The 22826-nt window shown below is 37.1% G+C and carries 21 protein-coding genes; 2 read left to right on the top strand and 19 right to left on the bottom strand.

What is annotated here, in order from left to right; genetic code table 11:
• Nucleotides 1-75: 75 nt before the first annotated feature.
• Genes J7K05_02305 through secA form a run of 13 tightly spaced genes read right to left on the bottom strand, consistent with a single transcriptional unit; the run spans nt 76 to nt 13999 of the window.
• Nucleotides 76-1137 (bottom strand): glycosyltransferase, encoded by a 1062-nt coding sequence (locus J7K05_02305; GenBank protein MCD6195003.1) that lies wholly within the window; start codon nt 1135-1137, stop codon nt 76-78.
• A 36-nt stretch (nt 1138-1173) separates the two neighbouring features.
• Nucleotides 1174-2556, bottom strand: a complete 1383-nt coding sequence (locus J7K05_02300) for a sugar transferase (protein ID MCD6195002.1) — start codon at nt 2554-2556, stop codon at nt 1174-1176.
• Nucleotides 2553-3314: a WecB/TagA/CpsF family glycosyltransferase gene (locus J7K05_02295; GenBank protein MCD6195001.1), complete on the bottom strand. Its 762-nt coding sequence runs from the start codon at nt 3312-3314 to the stop codon at nt 2553-2555. The genes J7K05_02300 and J7K05_02295 overlap by 4 nt, the downstream gene beginning before the upstream one ends.
• Before the next feature lie 38 nt (nt 3315-3352).
• On the bottom strand, nt 3353-4453 hold the full coding sequence (locus J7K05_02290) for a glycosyltransferase family 4 protein (protein ID MCD6195000.1): 1101 nt from the start codon (nt 4451-4453) through the stop codon (nt 3353-3355).
• Nucleotides 4419-5762 carry an O-antigen ligase family protein gene (locus tag J7K05_02285; GenBank protein ID MCD6194999.1) on the bottom strand — a complete coding sequence of 448 codons (1344 nt, stop codon included), beginning with the start codon at nt 5760-5762 and terminating at the stop codon, nt 4419-4421. The genes J7K05_02290 and J7K05_02285 overlap by 35 nt, the downstream gene beginning before the upstream one ends.
• On the bottom strand, nt 5713-6888 hold the full coding sequence (locus J7K05_02280; protein ID MCD6194998.1) for a hypothetical protein: 1176 nt from the start codon (nt 6886-6888) through the stop codon (nt 5713-5715). Before J7K05_02280 ends, J7K05_02285 begins: the two co-directional genes overlap by 50 nt.
• On the bottom strand, nt 6888-7463 hold the full coding sequence (locus J7K05_02275; GenBank protein MCD6194997.1) for a hypothetical protein: 576 nt from the start codon (nt 7461-7463) through the stop codon (nt 6888-6890). Before J7K05_02275 ends, J7K05_02280 begins: the two co-directional genes overlap by 1 nt.
• 41 nt (nt 7464-7504) lie before the next feature.
• Complete coding sequence (locus J7K05_02270) at nt 7505-8614, bottom strand: peptidoglycan DD-metalloendopeptidase family protein (GenBank protein ID MCD6194996.1); 1110 nt, start codon at nt 8612-8614, stop codon at nt 7505-7507.
• 35 nt (nt 8615-8649) lie between these two features.
• Nucleotides 8650-9549 carry an ABC transporter permease gene (locus tag J7K05_02265; protein ID MCD6194995.1) on the bottom strand — a complete coding sequence of 300 codons (900 nt, stop codon included), beginning with the start codon at nt 9547-9549 and terminating at the stop codon, nt 8650-8652.
• A gap of 5 nt (nt 9550-9554) precedes the next feature.
• Nucleotides 9555-10235 (bottom strand): cell division ATP-binding protein FtsE, encoded by a 681-nt coding sequence (gene ftsE, locus J7K05_02260; GenBank protein ID MCD6194994.1) that lies wholly within the window; start codon nt 10233-10235, stop codon nt 9555-9557.
• A 55-nt stretch (nt 10236-10290) separates the two neighbouring features.
• Nucleotides 10291-10965 carry an FkbM family methyltransferase gene (locus J7K05_02255; protein MCD6194993.1) on the bottom strand — a complete coding sequence of 225 codons (675 nt, stop codon included), beginning with the start codon at nt 10963-10965 and terminating at the stop codon, nt 10291-10293.
• A complete protein-coding gene (locus tag J7K05_02250) occupies nt 10938-11267 on the bottom strand; it encodes a hypothetical protein (GenBank protein MCD6194992.1) in 330 nt (109 codons plus the stop codon). The genes J7K05_02255 and J7K05_02250 overlap by 28 nt, the downstream gene beginning before the upstream one ends.
• Entirely contained in the window at nt 11264-13999 is a 2736-nt protein-coding gene (gene secA, locus J7K05_02245) for a preprotein translocase subunit SecA (GenBank protein ID MCD6194991.1), read from the bottom strand. The genes J7K05_02250 and secA overlap by 4 nt, the downstream gene beginning before the upstream one ends.
• Before the next feature lie 107 nt (nt 14000-14106).
• Between secA and greA the strand changes: the two genes are divergently transcribed.
• Entirely contained in the window at nt 14107-14610 is a 504-nt protein-coding gene (gene greA / locus J7K05_02240) for a transcription elongation factor GreA (protein ID MCD6194990.1), read from the top strand.
• Between the two features lie 77 nt (nt 14611-14687).
• Complete coding sequence (gene lysS / locus J7K05_02235; GenBank protein MCD6194989.1) at nt 14688-16211, top strand: lysine--tRNA ligase; 1524 nt, start codon at nt 14688-14690, stop codon at nt 16209-16211.
• Between the two features lie 3 nt (nt 16212-16214).
• Here the strand turns inward: lysS and J7K05_02230 are convergent, their stop codons facing one another.
• The 6 genes from J7K05_02230 to J7K05_02205 all read right to left on the bottom strand — a co-directional run bounded on the left by J7K05_02230 (nt 16215) and on the right by J7K05_02205 (nt 22537).
• Complete coding sequence (locus J7K05_02230; GenBank protein ID MCD6194988.1) at nt 16215-17399, bottom strand: FtsX-like permease family protein; 1185 nt, start codon at nt 17397-17399, stop codon at nt 16215-16217.
• Between the two features lie 10 nt (nt 17400-17409).
• Complete coding sequence (locus J7K05_02225) at nt 17410-18162, bottom strand: ABC transporter ATP-binding protein (protein ID MCD6194987.1); 753 nt, start codon at nt 18160-18162, stop codon at nt 17410-17412.
• Between the two features lie 181 nt (nt 18163-18343).
• Nucleotides 18344-20206 (bottom strand): penicillin-binding protein 2, encoded by a 1863-nt coding sequence (mrdA, locus tag J7K05_02220; protein ID MCD6194986.1) that lies wholly within the window; start codon nt 20204-20206, stop codon nt 18344-18346.
• Between the two features lie 2 nt (nt 20207-20208).
• The gene (locus J7K05_02215; GenBank protein MCD6194985.1) at nt 20209-20691 is read right to left on the bottom strand and encodes a hypothetical protein; all 483 of its coding nucleotides are present in this window, start codon (nt 20689-20691) and stop codon (nt 20209-20211) included.
• A gap of 3 nt (nt 20692-20694) precedes the next feature.
• Nucleotides 20695-21492, bottom strand: a complete 798-nt coding sequence (locus tag J7K05_02210) for a rod shape-determining protein MreC (protein ID MCD6194984.1) — start codon at nt 21490-21492, stop codon at nt 20695-20697.
• 4 nt (nt 21493-21496) lie between these two features.
• On the bottom strand, nt 21497-22537 hold the full coding sequence (locus tag J7K05_02205) for a rod shape-determining protein (GenBank protein MCD6194983.1): 1041 nt from the start codon (nt 22535-22537) through the stop codon (nt 21497-21499).
• Nucleotides 22538-22826: the final 289 nt, after the last annotated feature.

Genomic DNA, 22826 nt, shown 5'->3' with positions numbered 1-22826 from the left:
ATAGCAGAGAATAAGCTTCCTCCGAACCGAATTTTTTAGAACAATTTTCCAAAATAGTTCCCAGCTACTTCATGCTTAACGTTTGAGAACCTCATCTAAAAGCTCTTTCCATTTTTGTTTAAAAACTTCAACATCAAACCTCTCTGACCACTTCCTTATTTTTCGAGGATTAAAACTTTGGCTCCTAAATTCTTTCACTGCCTTTCTTAAAGCCTGAGGGGTTTGGGGCTTAAAGAAAAGCCCTGTCTCCCCCCCTCTAACAGTCTCCAAAGCCCCGCCTTTAGCAAAAGCAATGACCGGTCTGCCTGAAGCTTGAGATTCTAATGGCACCAAACCAAAATCCTCTTCCTGAGGAAAGATTAAAGCTAAAGCCGAAGAGTAAAGCCTCTTTAATTCCTGATCAGGAACAAAACCCAAAAACTCAATGTTTCTTGCGCCTTGAGCCATTTTTTTAAGCTTTTTATACTCTGAACCAGTACCAACCACCTTTAACTTAAAAGGAAGTTCTTTGAATGCCTCTACCGCTATTTCTGTTTTTTTATGAGGCTCTAAACGGGAAACAAGCAAAAAGTAATCTTTTGGCTGAGAAATAAAGTAGTTATCTGTCCTCACTGCTGGATAAATTACTTCGGCTTTGCGTCTGTAAAACTTCTTAATACGATGGGCAACATTATATGAATTAGCTACAACAATATCCGGCCTTTGCGCTGCTAAAAAGTCCCACTCTCTTAAAGAGGTGAAAAGGCGCTGGGGCAAAAAACGAGGCTTTTTTTGTAGCCAAAGAAATCTCGTCGGCGTGTGTATATAAGCAATATGAAGTGTATCTTGAGGAACAATTATTCCTTTCATGAATTGGTGGGTACTGGAAATAACCACATCAAAACCTGAAAAATCCAAACTTTCAGCTATCAGAGGCATCAAAGGAAAATAAAAACGATAAAACTGCCGCCACAATGGGTAGCGTTGCAAAAAAGAAGGATAGATATTCGGCTTATTCTTTAAAACAGATATCAATCTCTCTCTATCCAGCAAAAAAGTGAATACCGGTACATCACCGAATTCTTCCAAAAAATCAATTAATACCCTTTCTGCTCCCCCCATTTTAATTAAGTACTCATGGACCAAGGCAATTTTCATAGAAATGAATTTTAGCTAGTTTAATCTTGTCTTCTTTTAGGCTGCTCCTTTGCCAACAACCGCCACCCAGATAGTTTTTAAAATAATAATAATATCTAGACAAAAACTCCAGTTATGTACATAGTAAGTATCCAGGCGAACCTCCTCTTCAAAATCCAAATCAGCTGCTCCTGAAATTTGAGCCAAACCGGTCATCCCCGGCTTAATAGTTAAAATTTCCTTGTGGTGATTTTTGTATTTAGCCACTTCTTCAGGAAGATGGGGTCTGGGGCCAACCAAGCTCATTTCTCCTTTAAGAACATTAAAAAGTTGGGGCAACTCATCAATATAAAAACGACGCAACCACTTTCCTAATCTGGTTATACGAGGATCATTTTTGATTTTAAAACAAGGACCCCGACGCTGATTTAACTTAAAAAGTTTCTTTTTTAAAGCCTCGGCATTAGCCACCATAGTTCTAAATTTATACATTGTAAACTCCCCATCCCGACCCATTCTTGTCTGAAGAAAGAACACTGGACCTTTGGAATCAAGTTTAATAGCTAAAGCAACTAATAAAAATAAAGGGGAAAGAACAAGAAGCAGGACCGCGCTGACTAACATATCAAAAATCCTTTTAATAATCCGCCCCCATCCTTCCAAAGGGGTTTTTTTAACACTCAAAAGCGGCACGCCGCCATAAGAATCAACCTCTACTTTAGCAATAGAAATCTGATATAAATCAGGAATAAAATGAAGATTTATGCCCCTTTGCCGAGCCAACTCTTCTAAAAACTCGGCCAGCTCTGTATCCATTTCCTCCTTAGCCTGAACGATATCGTTTATTTTTAATTTCTCTATTTTAAGCCTTAATTTGCGCAAATCAATGTCTTGGGACACAATCTCCATCACTTTATAACCTAAATGGGGAAAATGATTAAAGACTTCTTGTAAGCGTTGAGCCTCTTTGCTATTGCCAATAATCAAAACCCGTCTCTGGCCAAAACCCAAACTCAAAAGATAAATCCTAACCAGACGCCACAAAAACCTCTCTGTAAAGACCAAAATAAAACTTACTGCCCAAAGGTAAATAAGAAGCAGGCGGGAAAAATCGGTCCGCTTAGCCATAAAAATAATACTCAAACTCAAAACCACACTGACTAAAGTACCAAAAAGAATGCGGACAAACTCAGGCCAAAATCTGCCCTTAAAATCAATGGTGTAAAGCCCCAAAGAAGCAAATACAACTACCCATAGAGGCACTAACAAAAAAAGAAACTCCGAGTACTCTTCAAAAGGCATTTTAAATCCATAACCCAAAGCTGTGGGTGAAAAGCTGAAACGTAAAAAATACGCCAAAAGAAAAGCAGAAGTCAAAGCAATAATGTCCAAAAACAAAGGCACAAAATAATAAACTAACTGCTCTTTTTTTCTTGTCATTTATGTTTTTTAAATTTCCAAACTATATCTATTATAAAATAGCGTAAAATCTGGATATCGTGCAAGAAATAACGACGCCAAAGCCAGGGCTCTTTAAGCAAACGCCAAAACCACCCCAAACCTAATTTAATTAAAAAATCAGGTGGTCTTTTTTTAAAACCAAGCAAAAAATCCACCGCCCCCCCTATCTCTATTACTGAGTGAGCCTTTATTTTTTTCCTATTCTTTAAAATCCAGTTTTGCCCAAAAGGAGCTCCCCAACCCACCAAAACTATATCTGCCCCACTTTTGTTTATCTGCGTAATTATTTCCTTGCTATCAAAAGAGCCTTTAACAACCTGCCTGTAAGGAATTGTTTGTCCCTCTATTCGCGAATACAATGAGGGAAAGTTTTTCTTTAGAAAGTTTTGCAGAAAAGAAAAAGTGTCTTTTTTGTCATTAGTAAGCAAAAAATAAAGCTTTTTTTTAGAAAAAGCAGCCCGACGCAAAAACAAGGGCAAAAAATCCCACCCCGGAATAAGAGAAAAACTATTCCCCAACAACTGCCACAATATGTTAAAAACCCGGCTATCATTTACAACAAAAATGTCAGGGCGAGAAAGAGATTTGTTTTGCCAAAAATAAACATAATGCTGGATATTAAAAAAGAAAAAACTCCGCGACCTCTCATTTTTTAATATCTCTGCTATCAACTTTCTCAAACTACCTTTAAACAAATTCCCGCAAAAAGAAAGAGTTTTAGATGTTTTTATTGCCATGCTTAAAAGTTTAGAACAATCCTAATAATACAAGAACTTCAAGAATTTATTAACAAAATTAACCTTTTTGCCATTCTGCGGATATCCAACTTTTTCTTCTTTATGACTTGACGGGCTGAAATAGAAAGCTGCCTGTAATCTTTAAAATGCAAATCCAAAGCAAAACTCAATTTAAAAGCTAAATCCCGAACACTCTTCTTTGTCTTTATAACCCCCTCTTTTCTGCCCCAAGAGTAGTACTCCACCGCCCCTTCATTAGTGCTTATAGTTGGCAAACCACTAGCTAAAGCCTCTAAAACTACCAAAGCACAGGCATCTACTAAAGAAGGAAAAACCAAAAATCTGCTTTTAAGCATTAGCTTATGCTTGTCTTTACCTTCTACTACACCCAAATACTTAATTTTAATCTCAGGCAAAAGCTCTTTTTTTAATTTAGCCAAATATTTTCCCAGTTTTTCTTCCCCTGCCAAAGCTACTCTAATTTCTCTATTTTTATTCTTCAACTTGCCTTTTAATACTCGCAAAGCCTTAATAAAAAGATCAAATCCTTTCTTTTTCTGCAAACGGGAAAGAAAAAGAAAATCAAACTTTTTTTTGCTTGGATAAGGCTTAAAAAAATAGCTATCCACTCCATTTGGCAAAAAAATTACTTTTCTTGCCCTTAAAGACAAAGCATCCCGTCTGGCTTTGGGATTTACAACTATTAAAACTACTTTTTTAACAACAATTTGAAAAAGCTTTTTCTCCCATTTAAACAAATAACTATAAACAAATCTTAGTTCTTTTAAATGAATGTGAGCTGTCATCTTTTTGCGGCACAAAACCCCAAAAATTATAAACCATAAATCCCTTCTAAAAGCCCAGACAGAGCCGGCAAAATTACTAAAATAGACTCTTTTCACCTTAGGAGTCAAAATAAAAACAGCCAAGACCTTCAAAATATCTCGCAACCCCCAGATAAAATTTTTCCAAGAAAAAAACCCTCTTTCTTGAGAAAGGCGAGGTTTGGAAATATCAACTAAATAAAAACCCACCTTCTCTTTCCGCCATACTCGACACAACTCCTTGGCTAAAACTTCCGGACCACCAAAAGGAGGAGGGAAACTAGCTACCCACAAAAAAGTCTGTTTTTGCTTCATTATTTTTATTTAACCTTAATTCAGCCAAAGCCAAAACTACAAAAAAGTAAATAAGCACTTCAGTAAGAGAAAACAAACTGGCTAACGCCCCTTTGATAACCAAAAAGAAAAAGCTATTTGCAGCTACCAAACGCACCCAAGGTGAGTGAGAGGCAAAAAAAAGATGAACTATTTTCAACAAAAGAAAAAGCATTACTATCCCCCCTACTATCCCCCAATCTACTATCGCCTCTGCCCAAGATCCATGAGGGGCAAAATACTTACTCTCCCCAAAAAGAGGATTATTAGCTATATGGCTAACACTATAACCAGAACCTTTACCAAATAACCAATCGCCTTTTTTCATTGTACCAAAAAGCTCCTGCCACATTTTAACCCTTGCCTGAAAAGAACCAACAACAGCCTGTTCTTTATTTAAAACAGGAAGGTACTCTCTAGCAGGAACATAGAAAAAAAGACTGGCAATAAAAACTAGAAAAACAACCCACATCATTCTGTTCTTAAAGAACAATCCGGCTGCAATAAAAAAAGCAACTAAACCTGCCCAGCAGGCTCTGATAAAAGAAAGAAAAATCGCCGCTGTTGAAAAGAGAATCCCTACCCCTCCCCAAGCAGAAGGATAAAGAACCCACAAAGGAAGCAAAACCAAAAGATAATCCGCCATAGCTCCAGCATGAGAAAAAAACCCTGTTGCCCCTGATTTTAAAGCCAGAATATCACCTATCCCTATTTCAACCAACTGCAGACCAAAAACAGCTAAATTCAAAAATACCCCCAAAACACAAGCCTGCCAAACCTTTCTCTCTCTTGTTGGAGTTTTAACTTCATCTAACACCAACAAATAAACCCCTAAATAAAGAACAAAAGAAACCACTATAGAAATCCCGGCCTGAAAAAAATTAGGGTAAAGGCGAAACAAAGAGATAAACAAGAAAAACAAAAAAAAGCCACCTAAAAACTTCTTTTTAATTCTTTGACTTTGACCCCGCATAAAAAATAAAAAACCAAACAGCAGAGCATAAGCCATCTTTAATAAACCGTCAGCATTAAAAGAAAAAGAAGCAAAATCTATCTGCCAACTTTGTCCCAAGCCACTATAAACAGGAAAAAAAGCAAAGAGAAAAAGAAGAAAATAAAAAGGATCTGCCAAAAACAAAAAAAGAGAGAAAAAAGAAGCAAAAACAAAAACACTCTGCGGCCAGGGCCAAAAAACACAGGCAATCACAAGCCAAATTGCTCCAATCAGGAAAACCCCTCTCTTATAAGGAAAGAAATGATTTAATTTTTTGGGCCAAATACTGAGGCTCATTGATAACCAAATGACTTTTTAAATAATAAAGAAGCCTTTCTACATCCTTTTCAGATACAACAAAAGGTTTGATAGCTTTCAGTTTCAAAGGATCGATTCTTCGTACCATCTTTAGTCTATCATAAAAAGCCTGCCCCAAGCAGAATACTGGTTTTAAAAAACTCAAAGCTTCAATAGCAGTAGTAGAGTTTATAAGAATTACCCCTTTGCTTTTTGACAAAAGTTTACCCAAAGGAGCCTTTAAACTTAAGTACGCCCCTTTTCTTTTTTTTGTTAAAGCAATAAGAGAGGAAAAATCTTCGCGTCCTAAATCTTTGGGATGCACCCGAATTACAACTTTTTCCTCAGGAGGGAGATATTTTAAAACTGCTTTGACAAACTCCTCTTTGCTAGAAAAATAAGGGGAGAAAAAAAGAAGTTGCGAATCTCTATCCTGTTGTAAAACAACCAGCCAAAAATCATTAGGAACTTTCTTTTCCTTCCAGTGGATATAACGCCACAAACCTTTTAAAATGGAAAACAAAAAACGGGCTCTCCCCACCCTTGGAGCAAATAACCACTCTCCTGCCAAATCTCTTATTTTTATCTTTGGAACACAATAACTCTGTTGCTGAATCTCTTTATGAAGTCTGGAATTTAAAGATTTAGGTTGCCTGAATAGCCTGCTTTTTCGCAAGGAAGAAAAGAAATTTACACCTCTGCTATCAACCTGTAATGTTTTTGGCAAAAAACCATTTTCAACAAATAAACAAGGAGAACGAGAACACAACATCTGCCCTTCAAAATAAAAACCATTCCATAAAACTATTAGATGAGGCTTGATGCGCTTTAAGAAAGAATCTATTCTACATTTTTTAAAAGCCAAACGCCCCCAAAACCTTTGGCCTAATTTCCCCCCTGCTTGCAGCCATCGAACAACATCAAAACGAGCCATTTTTTTTGCCACTTTCCCTTTTTTATAACCTCTGCCCAGCCAGAAAACTTTTTTGCCTTGAAGTTTTAGACGCAAGTAAACATCAAGCCGCAAAGCCAAGAAAAAACTTTCTTCTCCTCTCAAAAAAGTGGCTGTTTTGGAAAACAACTCCGCTTCTTTGAGAGAACGAACCAAAAATAAAACCTTTTTCATCAAACACTAATATAATACAGGATCCCCAAAAGAACCACTAATATAAAAGTTGCTGCTGCCTGAAAAAGGGGACGCGGAAAAACAGGCTTAGGAGGTAAGGTAGGAGGATCAACAACCTCAATTTTTACTTTATCTAAAATAGAGCCAATACGACTCTGTAGAACCTCTAAAGACTTTTGATTTAGCCGCTGAGCTAAAGAAGCTGAACTGCCACAAGCCGAAAGAGTAACCACAGGCGAACCTTTAACTGCACTAGCAGTGATATCATCAGAATAACCATCATACAGCTCTTCTTCATTAATTTTTAATCCGGCCTGATGAAAAACCTCCCGTATAAAATCCTTAGTTTGCACCAACTCTTTAACCACCAAGGCATTGCGATTTGTAGTCTCAGAGATTCTATAAGAATCCAAAGTTTTATCTTCTAAACGAATCAAAATCTTGGCTTCAGAGCAGTATTTGGCAGGCAAAAAATAAGAAACAACAAAAACAGTAAACCCCAAAACAAAAGCTACAAGAAAAACCCTAAAAATAGGATAAGAACAAAGGTGTTGCCAAAAACTCTTTTTACTCACATTTTTATTATAAAAACAAAAAGAAAGTTAAACCAGCCCTTCTATTTTAAGTGAGCATATAAAGTTTTGATGTCGCCATGATCTACAATCATAAAATGACCAAACCCCCAATCCTGCCTTACATTGGCAATAATCTCTCCATCAGCTGCAGCCCTTACCGGCGCTCCATCATAAGCCACTAAATCCAACCCTCCGGGCCAACCCCTCCCTCTATGGCTAAAAGTACCCCAATAACCTTGAGTAATAACAAAACTACCTAAAGGAAAGGGCCAAGCCAACCTTCCTGATTGTAAATAAGGCAAAGGATCAACATCTTGGTTGCCTATATAAACTCCAAAATGAAGATGAGAACCAGTGGAAAAACCTGTATTCCCCTGATAACCAATAATATCTCCCTGTTTTACATGGCCGTAAGAAACGTAGTTGCCTGAAAAAAGACGAGCTAACTGAGCCTGAACCCGACGAAACTCTTCTTTGGCTTTAGCTAAATACTCCTGATACTTCTCCTCTTGACCTTTAGTAACACTTAAAAGATACTGCTTCTGCTCACTTTGATACTCTAAAGCATTTCTTTGCGAACGCAGTTCCTCTTTAAGATTAGAAAGTTCCTTCTTTTTATTCTGCTGTTGAGATAAATCACTCTCCAGTTTCTTTTTAATAGCTTCTATTTTTGCTACTGTCTCCTCAATTTCTTTCTCTACCCAAGAAATATACTCCATCCTGTCTAAAGCCTGATTAAAAGAGTCGCTGGCTAAAAGCAGTTCTAAAAAAGGCGTATCCCCTGTTTCATACAAAAAACGCAAAGAGTCATCCAAAATACTCTCCTGCTCAGCCAACTTTTTATTATTAGCCTCTATTTCTTGGGAAAGCCTAATAATCTCTTTTTCGGTAGCTGTAATCTTCTCTTCTGTATCTTTAATCTGAGTTTCAACTGTAGCAATCTGTTGGCTTAGAGAAGTTAACTGCTCTTGTAGAGTCTCAGCTTTTTTCTGCGAATTTTCAATCTCCTCTTTATAGCTCTCTATTTTTCTGTTTAATTCATTCAATTTATCTTGAAGCGAAGCCGAAAAAACAAAACCAGGGGTTAAAAGAATAAATAACAATATCAATAAATACCTTTTTGGCATGCCTTTTTTAGAAGAAGAAAACATTGTTTTTTTATTATACCACAAAATCTTTACCAATTTTATCTCAGATATTTCTTTACCCCAACCAAACTGCAAACTACACCGACTAAAACCCCTAAACCTATCTGAAGGGCAAAAACACGAGTTAAACCAAATGAACTAAACTGCAAAAAAGAAGATATTTCATTGAGAATCTCTTTAGGGAAAAGAACACTTAGGGCATATTTTGCCCCCAAAAGAGTTAGGGCAAAAGCTAAAACCGCTCCCAAAACACCAAACATTATACCTTCTACTATAAAGGGCATTACAATATAGTTGGGAGAAGCACCAACAAGTTTCATTATTTCAATCTCATTACGGCGCGCGTAAACAGCTAAACGCAAAGTATTGAGAACCACATAAACAGCCACTAAAGCAAAAACTATACTCAAAGAAATGCCTACTTTTTTTACTGCTTTTGAATATGTAATAATCTTATCTACTACCAAGCGGTTATAACGAACTTTAGAAACATCACTCTTTACTTCCTCCTGACTAAAATACTCTACTACTCTAGAGGCATACTCAGGTAAAACAAGTTTAATCTCCAAACTTCTGGGCAGAGGATTGTTTCTCTCTGAAACAATATCTTTTAAACGTTCATCCTCTACCGTAGACAACCATTTTTCTAAAGCTTCTTTTTTGGTAATATAATTGACACTTTTTACTTCATCCCAAACAGAAAGCTCATTTTTTATCTCCTCTATTGTTTCTTCTTTAGCCGAATCTTTAAAATAAACGATTACATCCACCTTTTGATTAACTCCCTCTACTGTTTTTTGTAAAAGAAAATTAAAAGCTACAAAAGTAGAAATAATCAAAAGAGCAATAGCTAAAACAATAATAGAAGCTGAAGAAAGCACCCAGTTGCGCCAGAAGTTTAGCCAGCCAAATTTTAGAACTCTAAACCAATTATACATATTGTTTATCTTAAGTGATAGGTATGCTTATGAGCGCTGACTACCCTTCCCCTGTCTAAAAGAATTACTCTTTTACGCAATCGATCCACTATCTCTTTATTGTGAGTAGCCAGAAGTATCATTGTCCCCCGCTTATTAATCTCCAACAGCAAACGCATTATCTCCCAAGATGTTTTGGGATCCAAATTCCCGGTGGGCTCATCAGCAATTAAAAGCTTGGGACCATTCACAATAGCTCTGGCAATAGCTACTCTCTGCTTCTCACCTCCGGAAAGACTATCAGGAAAATGAGACGCTCTTTCCTTCAGTCCAACCAGATCCAAAACAAAAGGCACTCTCTCTCTAATTTCTTTTGGTGGCGCATCAGCAACCTCTAAAGCAAAAGCTACATTCTCGTAAACAGTCCGGCGGGACAAAAGTTTAAAATCTTGAAAAACAACCCCTACTCGGCGGCGGTAAAAAGGAATTTCAGAAGCTCTAAGCTTAGTTATGTCTCTACCAGCAACAAAAACATGACCCCGTGTAGGTTTTTCTTCACAGATTAAAAGCCTTATTAGTGTAGATTTTCCCGCTCCTGAAGAACCAATAAGACAAACAAACTCCTTATCAAAAAGATCAAAATCTACATTAAGCAAGGCTTCAATATTTGGGGAATATATTTTAGTCAAGCCTCTTATTTTAACAATAGGTTTTTTTTCCACAGTTATTAATTATAGCACAAAGATTTAAACACTTAGCAAACTACTTTTTAACAAAATAAACACAAAAAGAGATATTTTTTAAAAAATAAGCTTTTTTAAAAGAAGACCAGCTGCCTTTAAAAATTCCAAATTTGTTTCTGTCACCACAAAGATAACTAAACAAAAGGGCTAATCTTTTCCACTTCTTATCTGGAGTAATCCAACAAGGATAAGGATCAACAATAATTGCCTCCGGATAAAAACCATATCTTTGCAAAAAAGAACACATAGCCAAAAACTGCTTTTTAGGAATTAGATGAGGATGAATCTCTACCATAATTTCAGGAATTGCTCTAAGCACCTTCTTACCTCCTAAAAAAACCTTTGCTTCCATACCTTCTGTGTCTAAACGCAAAAGATGAGGTAAGGGCTTGTTTCTTAAAAAACTATCCAAAGTTACTGTTCTGACCTTTTCTTTTGAAACACCTTCTCGCTTCTCAGTTTGAGAGTAGCCACTTAAAAAAGAAGCGTTGTGCCGATCTTTAATACACATAATCCCTATACCGTCTTGCGGAGCTAAAGCTAAACGATAAGGAAAAATTATTTTTTGCTTTTTGTTATTGGTAATATTTTTTTGCAACAAAGCAAAACTTCTGCTTACAGGCTCAAGAGCATAGACACGACCTCTTGGACCTACTTTTTGGGCTTCTAATAAAGGGTAAAAACAAAACTCGATCCAGCATCTAAAATAATTTTTTTAGAATCCAGTTTTTTCCAAAGGTAAGCAGAGGAGTAAATCTCATAATTGCCATAAAGAAAAAAATCGCGGCTCAACCCCCTATCTTTTGGATCTAACTCTAAAGAAAAACCATTGATTTTAATACTTAACTGCCCCCTAAATAAGTGCCAAAAATAAGAAAGTGTGCGCCCTGAAGGAAGAGAGAAAAAAAGAAAACGCAAAACTTTAAAACCTAAATGCCACCAACGCCGCGCCCTTTTCTCTATAAAAGAAAAAACCTTAAGATCAGAGGAGCTCATTTCTTTCTCTTAATCTTCTGCCCTGTTTCCTTTTCCCACTCTTCTGGCCTATTAATATAAAGTTGGAAAAGTCGCTGTTCTTCAGCAGAAAGAGGTTTGCCTAAATGACATTTCTTATACTTCTTTCCCGAACCACAGGGACAGAGTTCATTGCGGCCGATTTTAAATGACGGAGTTTGACCTTGAGAAGATCTATCTTGGTTTCTGTTTCCATCTTTATTTTGACCCTGAAGTTCAGAGAAAGTACCTGCAGCCTGTTGTTCGCTTGGAGCCTCATAAATCAACGTTTTACCTTCCTCCTCTTCAGGAAGTTGGGGCACAGCTCTTAAAACCACTTTAGCTAATTGTTCCTTTAAAGACTCTTTAAGCTCGCTGAACAGCTTGAACCCCTCTTTTTTATACTCCACTAAGGGATCCCTTTGACCATATCCTCTCAAACTCACGCTTCGGCGCAGATCTTCCATAATAGTTAAGTGATCTACCCATAGAGAATCTACTACTGATAAATAAAACTGCTTTAACATCTGGATCCAAACCTCTCCGTATTTTTGTCGGCGTTCCTTAAAAATACTTTTTGCCTGTGCCAAAAGAAGAGAAAAAAGTCCTGTTTCGTCCCTTACTTCCTTAACTTTAAGCAAAACCTTACTTTCTCCACCAAAAACCTGTTCTATTTCTCCTAAAGCCTGTTTTTTGTCCACAAAATAAAGAGCGGATAGATACAAAAGAAACTCTTTAAGCAAAGAAAAAACCTTTTTTTCTATTTCGTCCCCTTTAGCCAAAAGGATAGCTCTGCGTTCCTTGTAAATCCTCTCTCTCTGTTTATTTAAAACATTATCAAACTCAAGTAGGTGTTTGCGTAAATCAAAGTTAAAGGCTTCCACTTTTTTCTGCGCTGACTCAATTGCCCGAGAAACCAGACGGCTTTCGATTGGCTCATCTTCAGGTATCTTAAGCATAGTCATTAAGTTTTTAATCCGCTCTCCGCCAAAGATGCGCATCAGTTCATCCTCTAAAGAAACAAAAAAGATTGATTCTCCCAGGTCTCCCTGACGACCAGCCCGACCACGCAACTGATTATCAATCCGGCGAGACTCGTGACGCTCAGTGCCCACCACACAAAGGCCGCCTAGTTTTTTAACTTGGGGACCCAAAATAATATCTACACCTCTACCAGCCATATTGGTAGCAATCGTCACTGCTCCTTTTTGACCAGCTTTAGCAATAATTTTAGCTTCTCTTTCGTGGTGTTTAGCATTTAAAACCTCGTGCTTTATTCCCTCTTGTTTTAATAATTGCGAAAGATATTCTGATTTCTCAATAGAGAGAGTGCCAACCAAAAGAGGCTGCCCTTTTTGATGACGCTGTTTGATCTCTTTAACTACAGCTTTAAACTTGCCTTTTTCACTCTTATAAACCCTATCAGCCCAATCTTTTCTAATCATTGGTCTATGAGTGGGAATAACGACCACTTCCAAATTATAAATCCTTCTAAACTCTTCTGCCTCTGTAAGAGCCGTACCTGTCATTCCTGCTAAATGCCTATAAAGACCAAAGTAGTTTTGAAAAGAAATTGTAGCTAAAGTTATACTTTCACGTCGTATCTTTACCCCTTCTTTAGCCTCAATTGCCTGATGTAATCCTTCAGAATAACGCCTGTCAGGCATTAATCTTCCAGTAAACTCATCAACAATAATCACCCTTCCATCTCTCACAATATAATCCTTGTCACGATGGTAAAGTGCCTTGGCTTGTAATGCTTCATAGAGATAATGAAGCATAGCCGCACCACCGTATTTCTTAGTTGCTAAAGGGTTATAAAGATTTTTGACGCCTAATATTCTTTCCACCTTCTTTGTACCCCGATCAGTCAAGCTAACTGCCCTTTCTTTTTCGTCTAACTCATAATCTTTATCTTTTTCCAACTCTTTAACCAACCGGGCAAAAAAAGTATAAAGATCCTCCGCCTCTTCAGCTGGAGCAGAAATAATCAAAGGAGTGCGGGCCTCATCAATTAAAACAGAATCAACTTCATCAATAATGGCATAATACAGTTCTCTTTGCACAATATCTTTATGTTGGCGAGCCATATTGTCACGCAGATAATCAAAACCAAACTCATTATTAGTGCCATAGGTGATATCACAAGCATAAGCTTCTTTTCTGGAAGCAGGACGCAAGTGTTTAACATCAACAAAAACCGTTTCTTCTCCTCCCTTAGCCTCCTTTTCTCCATATCCGGGATCATAGACAAAAGCCCCTCCCTGCTGTTGGATTACTCCCACTGAAAGACCCAAAAAGTTGTAAATTGACCCCATCCAAGAAGCATCTCGGCGAGCCAAATAATCATTAACTGTAACCAAATGCGCCCCTTTTCCTTTTAAAGCCATTAAAGTTAAAGGTAAAGTAGCAGCCAAAGTTTTACCTTCACCTGTTTTCATCTCTGCGATCTTGCCTTCATAAAGAACAACCCCCCCCATTAGCTGCTCATCAAAATGTCTTTGGCCTAAAGTACGCCAAGCTGCTTCTCTTACTAAAGCAAAAACATAAGGCAAAACATCTCTATCTTTTCCTTTTTTGATCTCTTGCGCAAGCTTTTTGACCTTAGCAGGAAAATCTTTATCTTTAAGCTTTTTAACCTCTGGCTCAAATCTATTAATTTCAGCTACTATTTTTTGTAAACGACCTATCTCTCTTTGATTTGCCCACTTTTGATAAAAATCAAAAATCCTCATCGCTCAAACATTAACAAAAAGAATTAATTTTATCAATCACAAACTATTGACAGCCAAAAGCCTCTTTGCCAAAATGAATTTATTATTTTTTTAGATAGAGAAAGCTTATGTTCAAAAAAAGAATTGGCAAAAGATTACTCTCATTAACCCGCCGGGCACAAATCCTTTTGACCCCAGCCGCCTATCAGCGGCTTAAAAAAAGGCTGGAAAGACTCAAAAAACGAGAAAGAAAGAAAATTACTGAGGAGATAAAGGAAGCTCAATCATTTGGGGACATATCTGAAAATGCAGAGTTTGAGGAAGCCCGAAGCCGCCAGGCTTTATTGGAGCAAGAAATTGCTGAATTAAAAAATATCCTTGTACAAGCAAAAATTGTAAGACGAGCCTCTAATAAGGGAATTATTACTATTGGCTCCAAAGTCAAAATTCAGTTTGGCGCTCAAACTCAAGAATATGAAATTGTAGGCGACAGAGAAGCTAATCCTAATGAAGGAAAAATCTCTTACCGTTCTCCTTGGGGACAGGCTCTCTTAGGTAAAAGCAGGGGAGAAATCGCAGAAATCAAAACCCCAAAGGGAATTAAAAAAATAAAGATATTAGAAGTAAAATAAAGCCTTTTTTAATCTCCCCTTGAGTTTGTGCTCTTAATCTCTTACAATTATTTAAGCTCTAATTTAAAGAAGAATTTATGTGGGCAGAAAAAATAGCTCAACAGCTTTTAGAAAAAAAACTCAAATCTTATAACTTTACTACTGGAGTAACTCCATCAGGTCCTTTTCATATAGGTCACCTAAGAGAAGTTTTAACTGCCTCAATAGTGTCTTGGTTTGTTGAACAAGAAAATAAAAAAGCTAATTTTTATTTTATCTTAGACGATTTTGATCATTTGAGAAAACTCTACCCTTTTTTACCCCAAAAATTTGAAAAATACATTGGCCAGCCTCTTTTCCTTATACCTGACCCTAAAGGATGCCACCAAAACTACGCCGAACATTTTTTTGAACCTTTTAAAAAAACTCTTAAATACTTAAACCTTCAACCCAAAATTTTTCGTGCCTCTGAACTTTACAAAAAAGGCGCTTTTGATCCTTATATTGAAACCGCTCTTAAAAATAAGGAAAAAATAGCTGAAATTCTCAAGAAAGTAGCCAAAACTAAAATCCAAAAAAATTTTTCGCCTTTTAAACCATTATGCCCCAAATGCCATAGCCTTGTAGATACAGAGGTGGTAAAAACAGATTTTGCCCAAAAAAAAGTGCAAATACTCTGTCACAAATGCGGCTTTAAAGGCAAAACAAACTATACCTCTGGCGGAGGAAAACTAATGTGGCGACTCCATTGGCTGGCTTGGTGGCAGTATTTCAATACTAGCGCTGAACCATTTGGCAAGGAACACGCCTCTGTTGGCAGCTCTTATGATACAGCCAAAGTTCTAATGAAAGAGATTTTTCAAAAAGAAGTTCCCCTTGGCATACCTTATGATCTTATCTATCTTAAAGGAGTCAAGGGGAAAATATCATCTTCAAAAGGAAATGTGGTCAGCGTCAAAGATTTAACAAACACTCTCCCACCTGAAATTATCAAATACATTATTTTAAGGGTTTTGCCACAAAAACCAATATTTTTCGATCCTCGTGATGCTCTGCGTCTTTCTGAAGAAATAGCAGCTGACATCAGACGTTTTCAAAAAAACAAACTTTCTAAAGACAAAATAAAGCTCTACCAATATATATTTAACACTCCAAACCTTAAAAAAATTACCTTTGTGCCTTGGGGACACTTTATTCTGGTAGCCCAATTAACTCAAAAGGCAACCCAAATCCAAAAAATACTAAAAAAGAGTGGTGCAAAAATCTCTCTTAGAGAGATAAAAAAATTAATCCCCAAAGCTTTAAACTGGGTTAAAAAATATGGTTCTAAAAATGAAAAAATAAAGCTCTGCTTGTCAAAACCCCCCAAACTCTCAACCCAAGAAAAAAACTTCCTTCTTGATTTTGCCTCTCAATGGCAGAAGAAAAACCTAAATGATTCAGAACTGCAAAATCTTATTTATGAGAGTTTAAAAAAACACAACCTGCAGGCAAAACAAGGTTTTGCTCTAATTTACAGGATATTTCTCAACAAAAAATCTGGACCAAGAGCCGGCTTGCTTTTAAACCTTATTGGCAAAGAAAAAGCCCTCTCTTTTATTTCTCAAATTACAAACAGCTAAGATTTACTCAAAACGTAAAGCGTCCAAAGCTCTAATTTTAATAGCTCTACGAGCAGGGTATATAGCTGCAAAAAGACTAATAACCAAAGAAACACCGACAACAAAAAAGGCAAAATACCATGGAGTAGCAAAGAAATTAACAATATTACCCATCTCACCTCTACCCCATAAACCAACTATTAAATTTAATATCTTGCCCAAAACAACCCCCAATACCACGCCAATAACTCCACCACTAACACCAAGAATAATGCCTTCTGTTACAAATAGCCCTCCCACCTCTTTGGCTCTCATGCCCAAAGCCTTCATTAATCCTACTTCTCTAATTCTTTCTAAAAGGGAAACCGTTAAGGTGTTAAACATACCTAAAGCTGCAACTACTAAAGCTACACCACCAAAAACACCTAGAAAAATGCGGAAAAGTTGGAAGGTGCGATCTACCTGCGCTAAAGTATCACCAACATAATCAGTTTTAAGACCCATCGCTTCAATCTGTTTCCGCAAAGAATTGATCTTCCTTACATCAGAAACTATTACTTTTGCCAAGGTATGATTCTGCAAACCTTTATCCCAAAGAAAATCAATAGGCAGATAAAACTCTGCTCTCTGCTCCTCATTGGTTAAAACCTCTTTTATCTTGAACTTTTCTCCGCTAATCGTCTTTTTTGAAGCATCATTGCCCAAAAGATCAGCTGATAAAACCATCTGCAACTCCACTTCCTGCCCAATCATCTCCCCCGGCGACTTCCCAAAAAGATTAGAAACAGCTTTAGTAACAATAATCTCTCTTCTTCCCCATTCCTTTTCCTCATTGGTGATTTTTTGGGTTTTCAAATAGTCATACTTAACACTATGAGCTAAAGCCTCTACTAACGAATGGTTATGTTTTAGTCTGGAAGCAATATCTACTACTGGATAAACATTTTCTACAGCATCCATCTTTTCTATCTCTTTTAGATTATCTACAGAAAGAGGCAAGGCGCTGCCCCCTGGAAAAACATCAATAGTTTTCAAATCCTCCAATGTAGCCAACTCTTTTTTAACCAAAAACTGCAAACCATAACCCAAAGAAACTAGGAAGATTATAGCGGCAATACCTACCGTCATACCCCCTAAAGTTACCAAAGAACGCATTTTAAAAACAGCCAGATTTTTGTAGGAAATTTTAAGAATTGAGGAAAAACGCATACACAAACAATTAGTGTTTTACTGGCAATTTTGCTTTAGTCAACTTCTCAAACTCTTCAGGATTAACTAAACGGCCATCAATCATATATTTTACTTCATCTGCTAACTTAAGATAATCTTGGTTGTGAGTAACTAAAACTACAGTTCTTTTATGCCGCCGTGCTAAATCAAGCAAAAGCTCCATAATCTCCATACCTGTTTCCCAATCCAAATTACCTGTAGGCTCATCAGCAAAAATTATCCATGGAGAAGCTACCAAAGCCCGTGCTAAACCAACCCGTTGCTGCTGACCACCTGAAAGTGAAGTAGGACGATAGTGAGCAAACTTTTCCATATGCACTTCTTCTAAAACATTTTTGGCTCTAGCAAGAGCATAACCTTCACTTTCGCCCATAATAATTAAAGGAAGAGCTACATTTTCTATAACGCTCAAACTTCTTACCCAATAAGGCATCTGATAAATCATTCCAAAACGCCTGGCTCTAAATTTTGCTCTCTCGTCATCATTTAAAGCATAAATATCTTCCCCTCTGACAACCACCTTGCCTTTTGTGGGAGGCTCTAAGCCAATGGCCACATTTAAGAGAGTTGTCTTGCCGCAACCAGAAGGGCCAAAAATTAAAGTTAATTTTCCTCCTTTTATTTCTAAGTTTATCCCTCTTAAAACCGGGGTTTCTACGCCACCAACAAAAAAGCTCTTAAAAAGATCTTTTGTTTTAATAACAACATTATGTTCCATATCTTTTTTTAGATTTTGGCGCATAAAAACTTTTATGGTTATTATAACACAACAAAAGAATAAATCTGTGGAAAACCACTTCTTATTCTTAGCCAAACTTCTAACCCTCTGTTAAAATCTAAAATCTGCTCTGCTGTGAGACTAAAAATATTAACTACATTAACTATTTAAACCAGTTAATATAGGGTATAAGATCGCTTTTAATCTACTTTTCCTCTATTTTGTTTTGCCAAAACTCTAAAATCTCTTTAGCAATTGGCTCAGCTACTTTGTACCCTTCTCCTCCGTGTTCCACCATTACTGTAACCACGATTCGAGGGTCTTCATAGGGAGCAAAACAGGTAAACCAAGAATGGGGCTCACCCGAACCAGTCGGATCTTCAGCTGTGCCAGTTTTACCAGCAGAAGTGATACTAAGTGACTGCAACTGATTAGCTGAACCAGAAATTACCGCCTGCCTCATCCCCTCCCTTACTATCTCCAGATTACTTTCAGCCACTGGCAGTTTCTCTCCTTCAGGTGTAATTGTTTTTATTTTTTTACCTTGGGCATCCAAAATCTCTTTAACTAAATGCGGCTGATAAAGCCAACCACCATTAGCAATAACCATGGTATAGCGAGCCACCTGCAAGGGCGTAACCAATAAATCCCCCTGACCTATAGACAAATGGTAAGTATCCCCCAAATACCAAGGTTCTTTTTTTGTTTTTTCTTTCCAGTCAGGAGTCGGAATAAGACCTCCTAATTCCTGAGGTAAATCAATCCCGCTTTTCTGCCCTAATCCAAAAAAGCGAAAATACTTAGTTAGTCTTTCTGCGCCAAGCCCTCGAAAATCCTGATAACCTCCGCCAACAATATAGAAAAACACATTACAAGAGACAGCTATGGCTTTACGAACATCAACTATCCCATGAGTCTTCCAATCTTTGTAATGGTAAACAATAGAAGGATCATATTGGTTGGGAACTGTAAGTTCGCCTTGACAAAGAAAACTGCTCAAAGCCCCCACAATTCCCTCTTGAAGAGCGGCTGCTGCCACTACTGGTTTAATAGTAGAGCCAGAGGGATATAATCCTGAAATAACCCGATTAAAAAGAGGGTGGTCTAAAGAAGTCAAAACTTGTTGCAACAAGCTGTTAGTATGGTCCAAAAATAAATTATTGTCATAATCAGGCAAAGAAACCATAGCCAATACACCCCCGGTCTTGGGATCTAAAGCAACTACTACCCCTTTTTTTAAGTTTAAATCTTTAAGCTTGCGCTCTAAAATCTCTCTGGCTTTGAGCTGAAGATCCAAATCAAGATAGAGTTTGAGATTAGCTCCGGGCTGAGCCTCCTTTTGAGCCAAAATCTTTTGAATTTTGCCTAAAGCATCCACTTCTACCTCTTTGCCCCCGGGATACCCCCTAAGCTCATCCTGATATTCCTTTTCTAAACCTGCCTTACCTACCCACTCATAAAAAAGATACTCCTTGTCTTTATAAACAGACCACTCCTCATCTGTGATTTTGCCCAAATAACCCAAAATATGTGAAAGCCCAGCTGTGTATTTTCTTTTAAACCTTTCTTCAATTTTGACACCTTTTAGAAGAGACCACTTTTCCTGTAGAATTAGGGCTTTAGTTCTTTCAATGTCAAGAAGAAAGACTATCTCTTCTTTGATATTTTTATCTAAAGCCTTTTCTACCTCTTGAGCAATATCTAAATTCAACTCTTCTTTTATCTGATTATACACATTTCTTCTTTCTTCTGGATTCTGGGAGAAATCCAAAGGACTAATTACCAAACTAAAAGCTGCCTCATTAAAAGCCAACTTTTTATCATTTCTATCTAAAATAAGTCCCCGAGGCGGGACTATATAGACGCGACGCAAACGATTACCTGAAGCTAATTCCTGAAAGTAAGCAGATTGAGCAATCTGAAGGTGAAAAACCCTGAACAAAAGAAAAAGGAAAAACAATAATAATAAAAAAACCAAAACTTCAAATCTGACTTTTTTAATCTTCATTCTTTCAAAACCATCAACTAAATTTGGTTCAAACTCAGAAAAAATATCTCTCTTTTTCATAATCAAATCTCAATCTGAACTTTTTTCTCTCTTGTCAAAAACCCTTCCTGCTCAAGCAAAGGTTTTATTTTTTCCCAAAACACAAGCAACAATACCACAAACAAAGACGAAAACAGAAGAGCTCTTAGCCACCATCCCACAAACAAACTTTGGCTCAACCAGAGAAAGAAAAAAAGAAAAAAACCTTCTCCAACCATAATCCACAACCACTTGCTCCAAAAACTCCAGTGTCTAAAAATATTTTTCTGAACCCATAAAGTAGAAAAAAAGAACAACCAGCTCATTGAGGTAAAAAAACCAAAAGGCAAACTTGAGGCCAAATCTATAATCAAAGAGATAATCAAAAAAGAATAAACTTCTCTTGCACCCCAACTAAGCCAAATAATTAAAAAAAACCCTGCTACAAAAAATTGAGGATAAACATAAGCTTGACAGATAACTATCAATATAATAAGCAGGCTGTAAAATAAAAACTTTTTAGCCATATTTTATCTTTTAACCACAAACACTACTTCTAAATTATGAAAATCTATTAAAGGTTCCAGCAAAAATTTCTGCGATACCTCAGAAGTAGAAGAGATTTTCTTGATGATCTTCCCCACTATCAAATGAGGAGGAAGAACCCCGCCTAAACCAGAAGTTAATACTATTCCTCCTTGATTAATTTGAAATTCTGTAGGAACGCCTTCTAAAATTAAACCATTGCTGAGATAACCACGGATTATCCCTTTGGCTTCTGCATTATCGCTTAAATATACATTGGCTACTAAACGGCGACTCAAAATTGTCTCTACAACTGCAGAATGAGGATATGCTTCTACAACCTTTCCTACCAAATACTTCCCCCATACCACTGCCTTATTTATTTCAACACCATCATCTTTGCCTTTAGTCAAAAGCAAGTATGCTCTTCCTCCTTCCTGAAAAAAACCCTGTACTTGTGCAGGAATAGTCTCTAAAGAGGGGTAAAGTTTAAGAAGTTCAGCACACTTATTAAAAGCCGAAAGCTTTTGTTTTAAGTCTTCATTCTCCTGCCTGAGAGTCAAAGTCTCTTCTTTGAGTTTCAAGTTTTCATTTTTGATTTGGGAAAGATTAAAAAGATCACCGACCCTACTTAAGCCTAAATAAAGATGGGAAAAATAGTTCGCTGGATAAGACCACAGTTCCAAAGAAGCTTGCCTCAAGTTTTGGGTTAAGGAAAAATGGGGGGTTAAAAATTCAATCAGCCAAAAACAAACTATCACTATAGCCACTCTAAAAGCAATCTTCTTCCATTTATTATCCATAGTTTTAACGAATTTCTGAAGGCAAAAGCACCTCTTTTAGTTCCTTCAAACTCTCCAAAACTATACCACAACCTCTGACTACACACCCCATTGGATCATCAGCAATATAAACTTTTGTTTCTGTTGCCTTTTCTATAAGCTTGTCTAATCCCCTAAGCAGTGCCCCTCCTCCAGCCAAAACAATTCCTCTTTTCATTATGTCAGAAACCAGTTCAGGAGGAGTCTCTTCTAAAGTACTTTTTATAGCAGATATAATTGATAAAAGACTCTTAGAAATAGCCTCTCTTGTTTGATCGCTATTTATAACCATTTCTTTAGGCAAACCAGAAACCATATCCCTACCCCTCACCACCATTTCCTCTATTTTGCCTGTAGGCAAAGCTGAACCAATGGAAACCTTTACCTCCTCAGCGGTGCGGTCTCCAATAAGCAGATTCATCTTTTCCCGAGCATAGTCAATAATATCCTCATTCATTTCATCACCAGCAATCCTTAATGACCTTGAAGCCACAATTCCTCCCATTGAAATAACCGCTACCTCAGTTGTACCACCACCAATATCAACTACCATTGATCCCTCAGGATCCTGCACTGAAAGCCGGGCCCCAATTGCTGCTGCCATTGGTTCTTCAATTAAATAAACCTCTCTGGCTCCAGCATTCATTGCTGCTTCCTCTACCGCTCTTCTTTCTACCTCAGTTACTCCATAAGGGATACCAACCACAACTCTAGGGCGAGAAAGCAAAGAAAAACTTTTATAATGGACTTTTTTAATAAAATAAGAGAGCATCTCTTCTGTAGTTTCATAATCAGAGACAACACCATCCATTAAGGGCTTAATGGCAACAATATGGGCTGGGGTTTTGCCCACCATTTTTTTAGCTTCATCACCAATAGCTAAAATCTCTTTGGTTTTAAGGTTAAGAGCTACAACTGAAGATTCTTTAATAACCACTCCTTTGCCCTTAACATAAACCAAAGTATTACAAGTGCCCAAATCAATACCAATATCATTGGAAAACCGGCCAAGAATTCTATCTATCATCGGTTTAAATTTAGATAAGAAGAAAACTATTGTCAAACAACAATTAACCATTTTGTTATTACCCCAACCTCTTCCCTTTGGCCTTTTTTAAAAATTAACTTTTGCCCTTTGCCGCAGATTGGTAATTTAAAAGAGATCTATTTACCTCCTAAACTTCTTAATCATCCACCCAAAGTATTTATTCAGGACTTTAAGGATAAGGTCATAGACTGATTCTTTGGGTTTAGCAGTAATAAAGACTAGGCTGTCAGAAAGGGATCTGTTGTTAGCTTTGTCTTTGGAGATAACT

It is taken from the genome of bacterium (assembly GCA_021157605.1).
In the GTDB taxonomy this organism is placed as follows: domain Bacteria; phylum Patescibacteriota; class UBA1384; order JAGGWG01; family JAGGWG01; genus JAGGWG01.
The sequence above is the reverse complement of the archived record's forward strand: the minus strand, read 5'-3'. Positions and strand labels throughout refer to the sequence as shown.